This window comes from Trinickia symbiotica, assembly GCF_003028655.1.
In the GTDB taxonomy this organism is placed as follows: Bacteria; Pseudomonadota; Gammaproteobacteria; order Burkholderiales; family Burkholderiaceae; genus Trinickia; species Trinickia symbiotica_A.
In genome coordinates, this window is record NZ_PYUC01000011.1 from 51,843 (window position 1) to 65,290 (window position 13,448).

Annotated in this window: 21 protein-coding genes; 12 read left to right on the forward strand and 9 right to left on the reverse strand. The window is 58.4% G+C overall.

The window, feature by feature from the left end:
* Positions 1 to 72: 72 nt before the first annotated feature.
* Complete coding sequence (locus C9I57_RS21460; protein WP_107152649.1) at positions 73 to 264, reverse strand: hypothetical protein; 192 nt, start codon at positions 262 to 264, stop codon at positions 73 to 75.
* The gene (locus C9I57_RS21465) at positions 257 to 685 is read right to left on the reverse strand and encodes a hypothetical protein (RefSeq protein ID WP_146166242.1); all 429 of its coding nucleotides are present in this window, start codon (positions 683 to 685) and stop codon (positions 257 to 259) included. The genes C9I57_RS21460 and C9I57_RS21465 overlap by 8 nt, the downstream gene beginning before the upstream one ends.
* Positions 686 to 1,132: 447 nt before the next feature.
* Between C9I57_RS21465 and C9I57_RS33850 the strand changes: the two genes are divergently transcribed.
* From C9I57_RS33850 to C9I57_RS32475, 4 genes are all read left to right on the forward strand, one after another.
* Positions 1,133 to 1,363 carry an HVO_A0114 family putative DNA-binding protein gene (locus tag C9I57_RS33850; protein ID WP_107152651.1) on the forward strand — a complete coding sequence of 77 codons (231 nt, stop codon included), beginning with the start codon at positions 1,133 to 1,135 and terminating at the stop codon, positions 1,361 to 1,363.
* Between the two features lie 475 nt (positions 1,364 to 1,838).
* Entirely contained in the window at positions 1,839 to 2,186 is a 348-nt protein-coding gene (locus tag C9I57_RS32470) for a hypothetical protein (RefSeq protein ID WP_146166243.1), read from the forward strand.
* A gap of 23 nt (positions 2,187 to 2,209) precedes the next feature.
* Complete coding sequence (locus tag C9I57_RS21480) at positions 2,210 to 2,956, forward strand: type II toxin-antitoxin system MqsA family antitoxin (RefSeq protein ID WP_107152653.1); 747 nt, start codon at positions 2,210 to 2,212, stop codon at positions 2,954 to 2,956.
* A 15-nt stretch (positions 2,957 to 2,971) separates the two neighbouring features.
* Entirely contained in the window at positions 2,972 to 3,376 is a 405-nt protein-coding gene (locus C9I57_RS32475) for a hypothetical protein (protein WP_146166245.1), read from the forward strand.
* A 601-nt stretch (positions 3,377 to 3,977) separates the two neighbouring features.
* Here C9I57_RS32475 and C9I57_RS21495 read toward each other — a convergent pair.
* Positions 3,978 to 4,682, reverse strand: coding sequence for an SGNH/GDSL hydrolase family protein (locus C9I57_RS21495; protein ID WP_146166246.1), 705 nt, complete (start codon positions 4,680 to 4,682; stop codon positions 3,978 to 3,980).
* Between the two features lie 589 nt (positions 4,683 to 5,271).
* On the opposite strand from C9I57_RS21495, the gene C9I57_RS21500 reads away from it, so the two are divergent.
* Positions 5,272 to 5,523, forward strand: a complete 252-nt coding sequence (locus C9I57_RS21500) for an AbrB/MazE/SpoVT family DNA-binding domain-containing protein (protein ID WP_076841588.1) — start codon at positions 5,272 to 5,274, stop codon at positions 5,521 to 5,523.
* Complete coding sequence (locus C9I57_RS21505; protein WP_107152656.1) at positions 5,517 to 5,867, forward strand: type II toxin-antitoxin system ChpB family toxin; 351 nt, start codon at positions 5,517 to 5,519, stop codon at positions 5,865 to 5,867. The genes C9I57_RS21500 and C9I57_RS21505 overlap by 7 nt, the downstream gene beginning before the upstream one ends.
* A 116-nt stretch (positions 5,868 to 5,983) precedes the next feature.
* Here the strand turns inward: C9I57_RS21505 and C9I57_RS21510 are convergent, their stop codons facing one another.
* The 6 genes from C9I57_RS21510 to C9I57_RS21535 form a co-directional block, all read right to left on the reverse strand.
* Positions 5,984 to 6,439 carry a secretion protein gene (locus tag C9I57_RS21510; protein ID WP_181321905.1) on the reverse strand — a complete coding sequence of 152 codons (456 nt, stop codon included), beginning with the start codon at positions 6,437 to 6,439 and terminating at the stop codon, positions 5,984 to 5,986.
* 13 nt (positions 6,440 to 6,452) lie between these two features.
* Positions 6,453 to 7,028 carry a pathogenicity island effector protein gene (locus C9I57_RS32820; protein ID WP_181321906.1) on the reverse strand — a complete coding sequence of 192 codons (576 nt, stop codon included), beginning with the start codon at positions 7,026 to 7,028 and terminating at the stop codon, positions 6,453 to 6,455.
* 28 nt (positions 7,029 to 7,056) lie between these two features.
* Complete coding sequence (sctE, locus tag C9I57_RS21520) at positions 7,057 to 8,490, reverse strand: type III secretion system translocon subunit SctE (RefSeq protein ID WP_181321907.1); 1,434 nt, start codon at positions 8,488 to 8,490, stop codon at positions 7,057 to 7,059.
* Positions 8,491 to 8,492: 2 nt separating this feature from the next.
* Entirely contained in the window at positions 8,493 to 8,972 is a 480-nt protein-coding gene (locus C9I57_RS21525; RefSeq protein ID WP_107152795.1) for a SycD/LcrH family type III secretion system chaperone, read from the reverse strand.
* Between the two features lie 71 nt (positions 8,973 to 9,043).
* Complete coding sequence (locus C9I57_RS21530; protein ID WP_107152660.1) at positions 9,044 to 9,775, reverse strand: hypothetical protein; 732 nt, start codon at positions 9,773 to 9,775, stop codon at positions 9,044 to 9,046.
* A 22-nt stretch (positions 9,776 to 9,797) separates the two neighbouring features.
* Positions 9,798 to 10,157 (reverse strand): hypothetical protein, encoded by a 360-nt coding sequence (locus tag C9I57_RS21535; RefSeq protein WP_107152661.1) that lies wholly within the window; start codon positions 10,155 to 10,157, stop codon positions 9,798 to 9,800.
* A gap of 284 nt (positions 10,158 to 10,441) precedes the next feature.
* Here C9I57_RS21535 and C9I57_RS21540 point away from each other — a divergent pair, with 284 nt between their 5' ends.
* Genes C9I57_RS21540 through C9I57_RS21565 form a run of 6 tightly spaced genes read left to right on the forward strand, consistent with a single transcriptional unit; the run spans position 10,442 to position 13,447 of the window.
* On the forward strand, positions 10,442 to 11,176 hold the full coding sequence (locus C9I57_RS21540) for a helix-turn-helix domain-containing protein (RefSeq protein WP_258187767.1): 735 nt from the start codon (positions 10,442 to 10,444) through the stop codon (positions 11,174 to 11,176).
* A 50-nt stretch (positions 11,177 to 11,226) separates the two neighbouring features.
* Positions 11,227 to 11,442 carry a type III secretion system needle filament subunit SctF gene (gene sctF, locus C9I57_RS21545; RefSeq protein ID WP_107152662.1) on the forward strand — a complete coding sequence of 72 codons (216 nt, stop codon included), beginning with the start codon at positions 11,227 to 11,229 and terminating at the stop codon, positions 11,440 to 11,442.
* Positions 11,442 to 11,774 (forward strand): EscG/YscG/SsaH family type III secretion system needle protein co-chaperone, encoded by a 333-nt coding sequence (locus C9I57_RS21550; protein WP_107152663.1) that lies wholly within the window; start codon positions 11,442 to 11,444, stop codon positions 11,772 to 11,774. Before sctF ends, C9I57_RS21550 begins: the two co-directional genes overlap by 1 nt.
* The gene (gene sctI / locus C9I57_RS21555) at positions 11,764 to 12,108 is read left to right on the forward strand and encodes a type III secretion system inner rod subunit SctI (protein ID WP_107152664.1); all 345 of its coding nucleotides are present in this window, start codon (positions 11,764 to 11,766) and stop codon (positions 12,106 to 12,108) included. Before C9I57_RS21550 ends, sctI begins: the two co-directional genes overlap by 11 nt.
* The gene (gene sctJ / locus C9I57_RS21560) at positions 12,108 to 12,863 is read left to right on the forward strand and encodes a type III secretion system inner membrane ring lipoprotein SctJ (RefSeq protein WP_107152665.1); all 756 of its coding nucleotides are present in this window, start codon (positions 12,108 to 12,110) and stop codon (positions 12,861 to 12,863) included. The genes sctI and sctJ overlap by 1 nt, the downstream gene beginning before the upstream one ends.
* Entirely contained in the window at positions 12,860 to 13,447 is a 588-nt protein-coding gene (locus C9I57_RS21565; protein ID WP_181321908.1) for a type III secretion system domain-containing protein, read from the forward strand. The genes sctJ and C9I57_RS21565 overlap by 4 nt, the downstream gene beginning before the upstream one ends.
* The last annotated feature ends 1 nt before the right edge of the window (position 13,448 follow it).

Consider the following 13,448-nt stretch of genomic DNA (forward strand, 5'->3'; position numbering starts at 1 on the left):
GTGCGTCAACACGTGACGCACATATAGTTTATGCACGCTGCACTCCTGCCCGCCTACGGTTAGGTGTTGTTGTCAGCCGCAGCATAACTCAGCCTCCAGGTCCATGATGCCGAGCGCCAGCTCCGACGACATCTCGCGCAATTGAAATATCGTCGATCGAACTGGAAGCGCACCCAACGCATCGTCAGCGAGGGCCTCTGACATGAATGCCGTGATGTTGTGGATGTTCCAAGCACGGCTAGCAAGATCGCTGATTTTATCCATTGTGTCGCCCTCCTCGCCGACAGCCGGGTTCACCCGCACCGTCGCCATCGTTCGTCCTCAGCAACGTAGTGGCTTCGAAACCAATGTTGCTGAGTTCCCCGATGACTTCGACTTGGTTAGCGATCGTGAATAACAAGTCACTCAAACTGTCGCCGTCATCGCGGAAGTTGCCTGCATGGTCGTCGCAGGCAACAAGGCTACCGATACCGGACACAACGCTGGCTAGGTTCATCGCCATGTGTCCCGCCAGTTCGTTGGATTGCGAGAGGAATTCCAGTTCCTCAGTCTCCAACTCGTTGACGCGGTCGAACAGAAAGCGCAGCAGGCCCGCTGGAGTACTTCGACCAATGGCGAACGCGGACCTGGACCACATCAAAATCGGCGCCGGTATCGGCGCTGAAAGAGCACTGTCTAGCGCCATGTCCCGGTCGCACACGCGCCCGCCTCGCCAAGCAATCGGCCATCCCATGGACCGCGGTGAGTGTTGCTTCATCGGCATTTCGGTCATCTGCCGAGCGGCGGCCAATGACCGCTATGTGTTGATTTGCCGTCGCCGGTGCAACGGGCTTCTTGAGTGACCGCTTTGGCCCTACGCAAGGACAGCAAACTACCCCTTCCTGCCATTCGCGTCGCCGCAACTGCAACGACCGCTTTTGCAGTACAACGGCCGTTCCGGATGGCCTGACTCGGACGCCCACTATGGCCGATCACCCAATTGCTTGTAGAGGAGATCTGAGCGTCAGCTTTCACCGCCGTGGACTTCTAATCCACTGGTCAGTGGTTCGAATCCAGTACGAGCTACCCAAAGATTCAAGGGCTTAGCGTCGGTTAGGACCTTTTTCTTCGGTGCACCCAGCATGGGCGCGAAGTGGTTTCGGAGCGCTTTCGGGATGCGTTTCGTGGAGTAGAGCAAGGGGCGTTCATATCGTTCGTGTCGGTGGATCTCGTGCTTGAGAGTCTGACGCCGCCTAGATGGGAGATCTTGGAGCTGTTGGCTGGGCGAGGTGACCAGATGGTGTTGGATGTGGCTGAGATTGTTGGCAGGGCGCTGGACGCCGTGATCGAAGATATGTACGTATGTTGGTCAATCGCCGGGTAGTGGACACATTTCCGGCCGCGCCGTGTCGTTTTCGTGCGACTCGATTGAGGTGCGCTGGGGTGGAGGCCGCTGGCCTAGGTTGTCGCCGGCGGACACTACGCTCGGCAGCGTAAGGGTGACAAGGGGGAGCCTACGCTGTAGGCCGTGAATCATTGAAGTAGATAACCATCATGGTTAGATGAAAAAGAGCAACAATTACCTTCGTCTGCTAGAATCAACGGTAAGAAATGAGCGTTTCGATAGAAACTCCTTATACATCAGAGGCTTACATGATTCGCCGGCGAAGCTGAAAGCTGCTTCGTTCGCATTGTTTAGCTTGCTTAACGTCCTAGACCTAACCATAATGGTGACTATAGGTGCAGAGCCCAAGCGGGCGAAGCTTTCGCTACCGCCTCCGCCTCGGCTTAGGTGGTCGCCTCCGGGGCCGGAAGTCCTCGATGACAGTAACAGGTCCGTTCCTGGTTGCATTTATGACTTGAAGGTCGTTCAGCAATTGGTGACGGAGCATGGCGTGGAGATTATGAATGATGCGGCATCGGAGGCTATGCTTGGTGCGGGTAGGAGGCCGTTGCCGTCTCCCGTGTGGCGACAGCGAGATGTTGTTGCTTTGATTTGCGCGCTTCAGGCTGACGACTACATCAATTCGCAGTGGTGTCTGACTAGTTCCAAGGCGAGAATCGATTGCGATGCGTATGCGACCGAGTTTTCGCGCGTGCGTGGGCGCTGGGTGGGCGCCGAAAAGATTTATGTGAAGTTTGGTTTTAGTCCTTTTACCGGTTCTTCGACAGCGCTCATTTGCAGCTTGCATTTGGCTGAGCGATAACGGGAGGATGAAAAGTGGAGAAAATGAGGAAAAGTTGCCCGGTTTGCGGTGAGGGAGAACTGGAGGCGCGACATGATCGCGTGTATCGGTTTTCGGTGGGGCGAAGGAAGCATATTGTCGAGGGGCTGGAGTACTCGATCTGCAATCGATGCGAGACATCTACGTGCTCTGGCGAGCAGTTGGACCGCAACGCGGACAAGATTGAGGCGTTCCAAGCGGCGTTGCCGCACTACCTCAGTCCTGAGCGGATTAGTGATTTGCGAGCGTCGTTCGGGCTCAGCCAAGCTTCAGCTGCTTTGATTTTTGGCGGTGGAAAGAATTCGTTTTCGAAATATGAAAGAGGCGAAATTACACCTACGGAGGGTGTCGTTACGCTGATGAAGTTGGCGCTGGCTATGCCGCAGACGGTTGTGTTTTTGGCAAACGAGAAGGGTGTTCCGCTAGACCTGGATGCTCCTATTTTCCGTCATCAGCCAAGCGCGACTCGCATTGCTGCGGCGGTGAACGTGCCTGTTGATGCTGCCAACGAGCCTAAGAGTGAAGCTCGGGTTGTGGCGACCCAAGTTGTGCAGGTTGTGGACGCTGCCCGGGTTGGTGTCGCTTGGTATGGAAAAGCCAAGAAATTGGCGCACGCGTCGCATGATGTGGCGCTAAAGAATATAAAACATGGGGTCGGTAAGATCGCCTCAAAAAACTATTCGGTCGGTTCTACGTCCGACTATCGGCGTTCGCAATGGATCGCCCCACACATGACTTCTTCCACACATTAAGACTAGAGTTCGACAATGACTCAACAATCAAGCCAGTTGGAAATCTACGTCGACGACTCTGCTGGAGTTATTTTCAGCCCGAGAAATACTAAGGTCACGTTCTCTTCAGCTTATCCCGCTCCCGGGAAGTCTGAGCCGATCGAACGCGAAGTATTTACCTTGGTAATGCCGACTGATACGCTTTTGACGTTTTGTCTAAACGTGGTGAAGGGTTTTGCGGAGAACGGACAGGCGCTCGTGGGCGCTATGGTCGAAAACAGCGAGCTCTTCAAGACGGCGGCCGCCGCCGCTGAGGCTATCTCGTCGAGCGACGCATACTCGACTGTACTGGAGGCGTATTCCGAGCCTTCACCGAAGCGGAAGCCGCGCGGGTCGAAGAAGCCAGTAGCTGCAAAGCGTGCTGCGCGGGCGCTCAATTAGTAAAGGCCGACAAGCCCTCTGATCAGAGTAATGCCATTCAGTTAAGGTCACTTTTAAGGTGCCGAACGGTGTAACGGTGTGGGCGGGATTTGACGACTCGGTCGCTGTGCGCCCGGGTCATTTTTCAATTAGCAATGCCTTGAGACGTTCCCGCAGTCGTTGAAGGCATATTCGCAATTTGGTAAAGGCCGGTGTGACGGCGGCCCACATCACGAGCCAAGTCAGCTTTTTGAACTGACCTGTTACATAGGGGTGGGTGGTGTGAGTTCGCGTTGCGGGAAACTGCCATTCGGTTGCTCCATGCCACTGCGGTCAGCAATCCACCACATTGCTGACATAGACAACACCTTGCCCCAATGACAGCAATGGCCGAATTCCGCGCGCGTAGCACGTTTGTCGGGTTCCGGAGTACTGCGGCCGTTCAAACGGCAGGTATCCCCGCTAGCTGAGTGGCGAGTTGTGGCCGACTACTGCCTCATGCGGTCGGCAGAACCGACCCTTAGCTGGCTTTTCGCAAACCCAAAACTACCATTCGACGCGCAGTTGCACGCTTTCCGCTCTTGCCGCTTGGCGCTGCGTAGACACCGTCTAGTTGAGCTACTTAGCGGTCGGCATGGCTTGCGGTCGTCCGACATACCTCATGGAGTAAATTCCGGTCGATCGCACTCAAGATATTTTCGGCTGACGTTTCGGGGACTGCCTCAATGTCGGCAAACGAAAAAAGGTGAGTGCACGCCACTAAATATGACCCTACCATTGATGGATGACTTCCATCAGATTCATATAGGTCGATTTCAGGTCGGAGTCTGCGAAACTGATCCCAAGCCAAGCCGACTGGAATAACTCTGGCTCCGGTCGCTTCAGCCAAACCCCGAAACGCGGTAACAATGTTTGCCTGCGACGCCAGATCATTCTTCCGAGCCCATGTCATGTACAAATATGGCTTCGCACCAGCAACTTGAATCGCATCGACGAATCTTCGCATATGTTCCTGCATGCTTTTCAATGCACGGAGCGGTCGAGTGCTTTGGTCCTGCAACACGACCGCATTCCATCTCTGGGCAGTTAGACGCTTTTGAACTTCGCCTCGGTTCCAATGCGCCGCAAGAGATGCTCCGCCAAATGCGATCACATCTGCCTTCACCTGCATGCCGGCAAAGCTTGCCTCAAGGAGGCTGGCAAGCATCGTCGGCATATCGTTTCTCGTTGTATAGCTATTGCCAACAAAGAGAACTCGAAACTCGCTGCTCATGGTGATGGGATATAACGACTTGTCCGCCGATCGATGCGATGGCTGCAACGGCATTTCAATGCTCCTCTACCTCGTCCCTTATGGTACCCCGATCGAACGACGGTCACCTGTGCGACGTTGAACCCGATTCCCTACGTTGGGAAGAAGCCGGTCCGGCGGTCCCGCGTTGTCGAATGGCTCTTCTTGGCCGCATTACGCACTGCAATGCCGCCCGGCCGCTGGGAACGCGGCGACAGCAACGTGCCTTTTTCGAATCTCGTCGGGACTCTCGTCTTCTCTGAGGCTTAAAAGCTGGTGACGAACCGATCGAAATCACGATTGCTTGCCACCTGGGCCTCGGAGCTTTGCGAGCCGACTTATCGCCAAGGGACGCCCATTCGATACGGTGCAGCTTCTCTTGGGCCTCGCTCATGTCGATCATGTCGCGCCTCATCTTGAAACGTCATGGAGAGAGCGACGCGATGCCGTAACGGCCCTTGACGCGGTGCTTGCGGAGGATTGAGTTTCAACGCGGGATGCCGTTGAACCGGGTAGCCATTTATGGGGCCGTCAAAGCGAGCCGTATGTAGAATCAATGTAGATACAAAATCGCTTGCCTTTTCCATGGCAAGTGTCTACAATGGCTCTACATTTGGAGCGAGATATGGAACTCAAGATTCAGAAATGGGGTAACAGCGCGGCAGTCCGGCTGCCCGCTGTGTTGCTGGAGCAAATCGGCGCGTCGGCGGGTAGTTCCCTAAACGCCGATGTGCGGCCCGATGGGGTGTTGCTGACGCCCGCTCGCCGCAAGTATTCGCTTGATGAACTGGTCGCGCAGTGCGACCAGAATGCTCCTCAACCGGCTGATCTTGCTGCGTGGGTCGAAGCCAAGCCGGTCGGGCATGAAGCATGGTGAGACGCGTCAAATTCGAGCGTGGTGATATCGTGCGCGTCAGCCTGAATCCGACGATGGGGAAGGAGCAACAAGGGGATTTTCGGCCCGCGCTCGTTCTCTCGCCTGCGGCGTTCAACGCGCTCGGCGTGGCGCTCGTCGCACCGATTACGCAAGGAGGCGAATTCGCGCGATACGCCGGATTCGCTGTGCCGCTCTCGGGTTCGGGCACTGAGACGCAGGGCGTGGCCTTGGTGAACATGGTTCGCACGCTCGATCTTGAGGCGCGTGGTGCGCGCAAGGTCGAGCGCGCCCCGATTGAAGTTGTCGAAGACGCGCTCGCACGCCTGCAAACGATTTTGGAATAACGGATCTTAGCGGGAACACTGCCGACAACACGAGTGGCCGCAAAAACAGCACGGATCGCCCCAGCAGGGGGAGGGAGCGACGCGGGCACCGGGCGACACCCGCGCCTTCGATGAGCCTAAGCGGCCATCGCACCCGCGCTGGCATTGACGCCGCGCTTGGCCGCAGACATCGGATAGACGAGCCATGGATCGCCATCGATTTCATGCCATGCCGCGCCTTGCAACTGCAGCACCCGCGCAAGGCGCCGCCGCTCCGCGGTCAATGCCGGGTTCGATAGCGATTCGAGGAACATTCCGCGCACGCTGCCGAGCTCCGGGACCTGCCGTTCGAGGCCATGAACGAAGCGCACGAATGCCATGACGGCCCCGTTCGATTCGCGCTCGCCTTCGCCCGGCAGAAAATCGCAGACGATCATCTGATCGCCCTCGACGCGATAAACGAGCTCGAAGCCGGACAGGCGAACGCGCCAGCCGATGACAAAATCGCTCGACCCGAAGCAGGCGACGGTCGGCTCGAGGCCTTGGGCCTTGAGGAACCGCGTCACCGGATCGAGCGGATCAGTACTCGTCATTGACTGCCTCCGATCAGAATCGCACCGCTTCCTTGATGCGCCCCTGCAGGGCGACCAAATCTGCGGTGGTCTGGACGAGCTGACGCGAAGCGTCGTTGGCGCGGTCGAGCGCCTGATCGACTGTCTTCTCGAGGTCCTTGGCAAACTGGCTCTGAAGTTCACCGTCCAGGTCCATTTGCTCCGCATCGCGTCGCCAGGACGCGCCCCCCCACCTGGCGGTTCCCTCCATCATCTTGCCTCCGGCGGCGGTGAGAGCCTCATTGTCCGAAGCCACGCCGAGCATGCCGATGGCGCCGGAGGCGATTTGCGTGCCGGCTTCGAGGACCGCCGCATCGAACCGTTTGAGGATCGCTTCTTTTTTTGTTTCAAATGCCGTCATCTGCCGCTCGAAAGCAGCATATTCCATCTTGCCCGCAAACTGCCGCTGAATGTCGCGCATGTCGATATTGAGCTTTTGCACCAGAAATATCAGCTCCTCGATCGACGCCGCGGCACTGTCGAAATTGTAGTTGGAGGGCGTCGAGTCCGTTTGCGCCGGCGGCGAGATTGAATTCGTCGAGACAGCGGGCGAAGAATGAATAGTCGTCATGTTTTTTACTCCTCGAGGTTAACCGAGTTCAAATGGCGCTCGCGACGACGTGGGCCATTGATGCCGCCCCTTGCTGAGCGACGACGGCGGTCTGTCGCATCTGCTCAGAGCCGCCTCGGAGCGCTGTGGACTGACCTTCGATCAGATTCTTCATTTGCTCGCGCGTATCCTTCTTCTGCTGCTCGAACATATCGAACATGGCCTGCATCAACTGCTGATCCACGATGAGCATGTCGATCTCCTTTTGCAGCTTCGCCTTTTCGATCGCGATGATGCCGGAGTACACGCCGTCCACGCCGTTGACCGCGCCGCGCGTCACGTTGACCGCCGTGCGCGTCGCCGCCTTCACGATCGCCTTGATCAACTCTTTGCGAATTTCCTTGACGACCTGCTCGGTGACCTCCTTCGCGGCCACTTCGGCGCCGCGCTGGGCCGCTTGCTTCGCCGCAGTCTTGATGGCATTCTCGACAACCTTCTGAAGCCCCTCCCTGCCCAGCACGTCGAGCGCCTCCTTCGAGATCTGCTTGACGATTTGCTCGGTGAGCTCCTTCGCCGCTTCCTTGACGGCCACTTTCGATCCCTCTTTCACTGCCGCGGTGACCAGATGCTCGGCCCCTTCCTGCAGCGCGGCCTTGGCCGCTTTCGGAATAACCTTGGTGACGACCATGTTTCGCGCTGCGCTCGTGATGTCGACGATTGCACCCAATACCTCGAAGGCAAGCTGAACCTTGCCTGCCGTGTTGGCGATCGACTTATACTTGTCGGCGTGCTTAGGGTCGATGAGCGCCATCGTTTCGGCGACAGCTTTCACGAGTCCAGCCGTGCCCGCCATCAAATCCATGGTGCCGCCCGCCACCATCATCGCGTTGCCCGACAGCGCGCCGCCGACGATCTTCGCCACGCCAGAGACGACTTCCACGGCCCCCACGACCCAGTCGCAAATGGCGCCGAAAATGCCGCCCTTGCGGGCCTTGTGCTGCTGCTCGATGGCCTTTTCGATCTGGTCGCACAGATCCCGCGCTTGTTTGTCCTGAATTCGGCGCTCGGCGTTCGCCATGATCTCGAGCGCCTTTCCCTTCGCGTCGGCAACGTTGCCGAGCGCCTGAACCGCCATCATGGTGACCGCCATCATCAGCGTGTCCATCGGCAGTTTTTCCACCTGCCGCAGCGTGGCGACTCCGATATGGGGCTGTGGACCATGGGGCTCACGACCCGCGAGACGCGCGAATACCCGTTGCAGCGCTCCGGCCGCCTCGCGCTGTGTCACCGCCTCGCCCGCCGCCGCGGGCTTCGCCCAACGGAATGGCAGCGCATTTCGCGCTTTGTCCGCGAGTGAAGACAAATCGAGCAATCCGGCAACATCCCCAGCCGCACGGACGCCTTTTTTGTGCTCATCGAGCGGCTGCGTCGACGGTTCGAAGGCGGCTAAGTCCGCAAATCGAAGACTTGAAATGGCAGACATTGTTATTTCTCCTTGGATGAACAGTGCGAAAGCTGCTCGACGACGCTCTTTCTGATCTCGTCGTAGCGTGGCTGCTCTCCGCACCATCTGAGCGCGGCATCGAAGGCTTTGCGCGCGTACTCTTCGTTGCCGAGCGCGCGGTAGCTGATTCCCGCGAAGAACGACGCGCGCGGATCGTCGATGTGGATCATTCCGGCCCGGGCGAAGGAAAAGACCGCTTCGTTGTGGGCGGCGAGACGCTGGCAGCAAAGCCCGAGCGCGAACCAGTAGTCGAAATTCCAATGGTCGACGCGCACGAGAATCAAATAAACGTTGCGCGCCGCCTCGAATTCACCGGCCTCGAACAATTGCGTCGCGTAGGCGTACATCGTGCCCAAGTCTTTCTTCGGAATGTCGGTGAGCATCCAGAGGGAGCCTCCGTTCGCAAAGAATCGTTGCAGCACCTCGTGATCGTCGTCGGCGACGGAATTCGACATCGTCATGTTCATTCCTGCGTTGATCGAGCAACGACAAGCGCGGCAGCTATCCACCGCGCCCGCCGAGTCCTTCTCGTTTAACGAATCGACGAAGCGATCGACTTGTTCATTTCCGCGCCCATGGACAGCAGGCTGTTGACCATCTGCGTGGCAATGTTGTACGTCTGCATGACCTGCTGGATTTTCAGCTGGCTCGTTTGCACGAAGTTGGAAGCCTGGGTCTGGCGGCTATCGATCGCGTTTTTGACGAGCTGGAGTTGGCCCTTGTTGAGAGAGCCGTTAATATCAACGCCGTCGACATTGATGCCGTTATCCTGAAGGTACTTGATAACATCGGCTGGCAGCGTTTTTGATGTTGTGGCGTCTGTGATTTCTCCGATCACCGCCCCAACGTCATTCGACATATCCTGCGCGTGCCGGGCAACATTCTGCTCGGCGTCAATGTCATCCATGAGTGCATTTGCCACGTAGTTGAGCAGCGCCATCATTTGCGACATCGTCAAGATGCCGCGCCCCATTGGAGAGTCGTTGTTCCGCAGGGCAATCGAGTCGTCCTTCGAGGCGAACTCCGTCGCAATGTGGGAATGAAACGATGCCACTTGCTTGTGGGCTTGCGCCTCGCTGATGCCCGGCTTCGCAAATTTCAGCAACCTGACGAAACCGGCGGTGAGCTGCGGCGATTCGTCGCCTTGCGACCCGCTGTCGCCGCTGGACATGTACTTCGCCAGTTGAGCCTTCGCATCTTCCCCAAGACTCGCGTAAAAGGTGGATACGTTGACTTGTGCGATTTGGCTTACATTGCCCGTCATTTTTCTCTCCTTCTTTCATCGATTAAACAAAATTGCGAGCCGCCTTTTTCGCGGTCGCGCGTTTCGGCGATGGCTTACTTTTAACTGCTCGCCCACCGTCTTTTGGCAAAAGCTCTATAAATTGATCCGCGATGCCATTGATGACCGATTGCAAACGTCGCGTCTTTTCCTGTACCTGATTTTGCAATTGCTGGCCACCCGAGCTCATGACCTCGTCGAGCCGCTCCAGCTTTCTGCGCGCGTCAGCATCAAAAGCGGCTCGCTCCCTCAAGACGGCGATTTCTCGCTGCAACGCTTCGTACTCCCGTGCTTGCTTCTTTAACGCGAATTCCTGCTTCTTGAAGGTGTCAACCACGTTTTTGAATTTATCGAGCTGCTCCATGATCCCCCTCGAAGTAACATTCACATCGATATCCGTGCCGACGTTTCCGAGCCGATAACGGCGGCAAATCGATGATCGAATCGTAGATGGCTCTTTGGCCGCCGACTTACAAAAGTCCGCGACGCTTTGCGTTTTTTTCTTTTGCGCCAATTTGCCGCTCGCGGGGTGGCGGGTCGGCGCCCTCGCGCAACAACGACTAACGCTTCAGGTGCTGGCCTGATACCCGGACATCAAGCCAGGTCGCACCATTGCTCGAACGGCGCAATGCCTCAGCGGAGCGTTTCATGCAAAAAGTGCATTTCTTGTACGGCAAACAATCTGGCCACGTCCTCGTGCGAGGCGCGGCGCATGCCATCGCGGCACATAGCATCGCTGTAGCATGCGGCGATGCCGCCATTTGCGGAACAGACGCCGCAAAGGAGCTTCACGAAATCAACGTCGGTTCGGTGGACTTTCAGCGGCTTTATCCCGACATCGCCGATCTGCTCGACACGACGATTCCACTTCGATTCGTGCCGGAGCCCGTGCGCATCGTCGCAGCGTCCCCCGGCGTCGTCGAAACGCTCGTGCTGCTCGCCGACACCGCGCCGCAGATGCTCCTTCGCTTCGTCTACGCCTACTGTCTCGCGCTCGACCGCGCCTACTTTTCCGCGCTCGCGCGATACGCGATGGCCGGCGATGCCGCGTTGATCGAATTCATCGAAGCGAATTGCCTCAAGCAATGGTCTGTGGAACGGTATGCGCACGAGTTCGGCATGCCAAGTCGCAAATTCGACATGCTGTTTCGAGAAAAGTACGGGATGTCGCCCAAGCGCTGGCTGCTCGAAAAGCGCTTGACGCGTGCTCGCGAGATGCTGCAGTCGACTTCCATGCGCGTACTCGATATCGCACTCGAATGCGGCTTCGCGAACCACGCCCACTTCACCGACAGCTTCCGCAAGCGGTTTCATTGCAATCCGACGCAATTTCGCATGAGCGAGACAAGAAAACTCGGATTCGCGCAAGGCGCCGCCGCCTGAAGACCGCTTGATCGCCCCCTATCGAACACCCGCTCTCACGCGAGCCAATCATGGATGTCGAAGTCGTCAACAATCAGCTTTCTCAGCTTGCGGCGCAGGCCGGCCAAGAGGTGCAGTCGAAAATGACTTCAGCCGATCTCACGGACCCCGCGAAAATGCTGCAGGCGCAGTTCGCGATCCAGCAGTACTCGATCTTCATCGGTTACCAAAGCGCGGTCTTGAAGGCCGTCAAGGACATGATGCAAGGCATCATTCAGAAAATCTGATGGAGAGCGATATTCGCCGGCTCGTTGTGCAAGCGGGCCTCGCCGCGGTCAACCACGGCTTGTTCGCCGAAGCGCAAGCGATCCGCGCTGCGCTCGTTGATCTCGTTCCGGCGCCCGATCTTCGCCGCCTGCTGGAGGCAACGATCCTGATCGGCCTCGGCGAACTGGAGGAAGCGGCGCACCTGCTCGAAAACGACGCTTCGGCGGAAGCCGGAACGCTTCGCCTGCTGCTGCCCGAGAAGCGCGCAGGCGCGGTCGATCCCCGCGCTGTGCATTTCGCGCCGCTCACCCGCCACACCCATTCCCGCAAGGATATCCGGCATGGACATTGATCCGACCCAAGCCACCCAGACCCAGCGGCTCGCCAATGTGCGCGACTCGCAGCGCACGCCGTCCGCGCACGAGGTCGACGCGTTCACGCAAGCGCTTTTCGGCGCGGCTCGACAACTGCCGGAGGACGTCGTCACATCCGGTCTGAACCAGACATCCACCGGCGTCGACACGGCCATTCGAAATGCACGCGAACCGTCGGTCGTCGAGAAGGGGCCCATCGAGATGCTCACGGCGCAATCGACGTTGCTGCGCGCGATCGTCGAAGTCGACCTAACCGCGAAAGTAGCAGGTGCCGTGTCGCAGGGCATCAACAAACTGACGAGCATGCAGTGATGCGGCGGCACCTCAGGCTCGGATGCATCGTTCTTGCGGTCTCGCTCCTCGGCGGGTGCAAGGTCGAGCTCTATAGCAATCTCCCCGAAGGGGAGGCGAACACGATGCTTGCGCTGCTTCTACTGCGCCATATCGACGCCGAAAAGAAGATCCTCAAGAGCGACACGGCGACAATCCTCGTGGACAAGTCGCAATTCGTCAACGCGATCGAGCTGCTCCGTCAGAACGGCCTGCCGCGCGCGAGTGTCGTCACGGTCCAGGACTTGTTCCCCTCGGGACAGCTCGTGAGCTCGCCGGCGCAAGAGCAGGCGAAGATCATCTTTCTGAAGGAACAAGGGCTCGGCAACATGCTGCGCGGCATCGATGGCGTCATCGACGCCCAGGTCGCCATTGCCGAAAGTCCGAGCCCCAATCGATACGATCCTCCGATACCGTCCGCGTCGGTCTTTATCAAATACAGCCCCGACCGTAATCTCGAAAGCAGGGAGACGGACATCAGAAATCTCGTTCTGAAAGGCGTCCCAGGCTTGAGCCCTGCAAACATCAGTGTCGTGATGCAGCGCGCCGACTATCGATACTTGCCAGGCGCGCCGCACGAGACGGCGGCGGCTAGCGAAACGGCGCGCGCCCATGCGCCGGCCTCCTCATGGCTCGGCGGATGGCTAGCGACCTTGCTCGTCATGGCCACCGCACTCGCCGGGGCCGCGGTCGCCGCGAGCGTATGGTTTTTTCGCCGCAGGCGCACTGCATCATGAGCACGACCGTCGACGCGGGTCTGCGGCGACTTCACGAGCTCGCATGGCGCCCGGGTGCATGGATGCACGAGGCATGGTGGAGTCGCCTGTCGCTCGACGGTTGGCGCGCGAGCTATCTGGCCCGCCCTGCGTGTCGCCCTTCGATCGATCGCCTGATCGTCAGGCAGCGTGCGTTTCCGTCGCAACCGCTTCCCGCCTCGCTCTACGGCTCGGACCAGTTGCTGATCGCACTCGAGCGTCGTTTGCCGGCATTGGTGACAGCGCTTGGCGTTGTCACCCTCGGATGCGTCGATCATCTGTTGCTGAAATCTCATCGCGAGGCGCTCGCGAACTACCTCGACCTGAAATCCTGCGATCAACTTTTGGCACTGCACGATAGCTGGGACACAGGGGCCGCGTGCCTCCCGCCGAATGAGCTCGCCGACATAGCCTTCCTGGCCGGTGCACGCTGGTGGCACCGCGATGCGCAGCGCAGCGTCTGCGCGCGCCTTCTTGCCACGTTGCTGCCCCCCGATGACGACAGTCCATGCGTGAACGAGGGGTGCGCGGTTGAGCACCTCGTCAAGCTGTCACGCTTTCTTTGAG

What these genes read in the sequence shown, in the direction of transcription:
- sctE (WP_181321907.1), bottom strand. Translation starts at nt 8,490, where the DNA reads ATGTCTGCCATTTCAAGTCTTCGATTTGCGGACTTAGCCGCCTTCGAA.
- C9I57_RS21460 (WP_107152649.1), bottom strand. Translation starts at nt 264, where the DNA reads ATGGATAAAATCAGCGATCTTGCTAGCCGTGCTTGGAACATCCACAAC.
- C9I57_RS21535 (WP_107152661.1), bottom strand. Translation starts at nt 10,157, where the DNA reads ATGGAGCAGCTCGATAAATTCAAAAACGTGGTTGACACCTTCAAGAAG.
- C9I57_RS21510 (WP_181321905.1), bottom strand. Translation starts at nt 6,439, where the DNA reads ATGACGAGTACTGATCCGCTCGATCCGGTGACGCGGTTCCTCAAGGCC.
- C9I57_RS21530 (WP_107152660.1), bottom strand. Translation starts at nt 9,775, where the DNA reads ATGACGGGCAATGTAAGCCAAATCGCACAAGTCAACGTATCCACCTTT.
- C9I57_RS32820 (WP_181321906.1), bottom strand. Translation starts at nt 7,028, where the DNA reads ATGACGACTATTCATTCTTCGCCCGCTGTCTCGACGAATTCAATCTCG.
- sctI (WP_107152664.1), top strand. Translation starts at nt 11,764, where the DNA reads ATGGACATTGATCCGACCCAAGCCACCCAGACCCAGCGGCTCGCCAAT.
- C9I57_RS21495 (WP_146166246.1), bottom strand. Translation starts at nt 4,682, where the DNA reads ATGCCGTTGCAGCCATCGCATCGATCGGCGGACAAGTCGTTATATCCC.
- sctF (WP_107152662.1), top strand. Translation starts at nt 11,227, where the DNA reads ATGGATGTCGAAGTCGTCAACAATCAGCTTTCTCAGCTTGCGGCGCAG.
- C9I57_RS21525 (WP_107152795.1), bottom strand. Translation starts at nt 8,972, where the DNA reads ATGACGATGTCGAATTCCGTCGCCGACGACGATCACGAGGTGCTGCAA.
- sctJ (WP_107152665.1), top strand. Translation starts at nt 12,108, where the DNA reads ATGCGGCGGCACCTCAGGCTCGGATGCATCGTTCTTGCGGTCTCGCTC.
- C9I57_RS21465 (WP_146166242.1), bottom strand. Translation starts at nt 685, where the DNA reads ATGGCGCTAGACAGTGCTCTTTCAGCGCCGATACCGGCGCCGATTTTG.
- C9I57_RS21505 (WP_107152656.1), top strand. Translation starts at nt 5,517, where the DNA reads ATGGTGAGACGCGTCAAATTCGAGCGTGGTGATATCGTGCGCGTCAGC.
- C9I57_RS21565 (WP_181321908.1), top strand. Translation starts at nt 12,860, where the DNA reads ATGAGCACGACCGTCGACGCGGGTCTGCGGCGACTTCACGAGCTCGCA.
- C9I57_RS32475 (WP_146166245.1), top strand. Translation starts at nt 2,972, where the DNA reads ATGACTCAACAATCAAGCCAGTTGGAAATCTACGTCGACGACTCTGCT.
- C9I57_RS21500 (WP_076841588.1), top strand. Translation starts at nt 5,272, where the DNA reads ATGGAACTCAAGATTCAGAAATGGGGTAACAGCGCGGCAGTCCGGCTG.
- C9I57_RS21480 (WP_107152653.1), top strand. Translation starts at nt 2,210, where the DNA reads ATGAGGAAAAGTTGCCCGGTTTGCGGTGAGGGAGAACTGGAGGCGCGA.
- C9I57_RS21550 (WP_107152663.1), top strand. Translation starts at nt 11,442, where the DNA reads ATGGAGAGCGATATTCGCCGGCTCGTTGTGCAAGCGGGCCTCGCCGCG.
- C9I57_RS21540 (WP_258187767.1), top strand. Translation starts at nt 10,442, where the DNA reads ATGCAAAAAGTGCATTTCTTGTACGGCAAACAATCTGGCCACGTCCTC.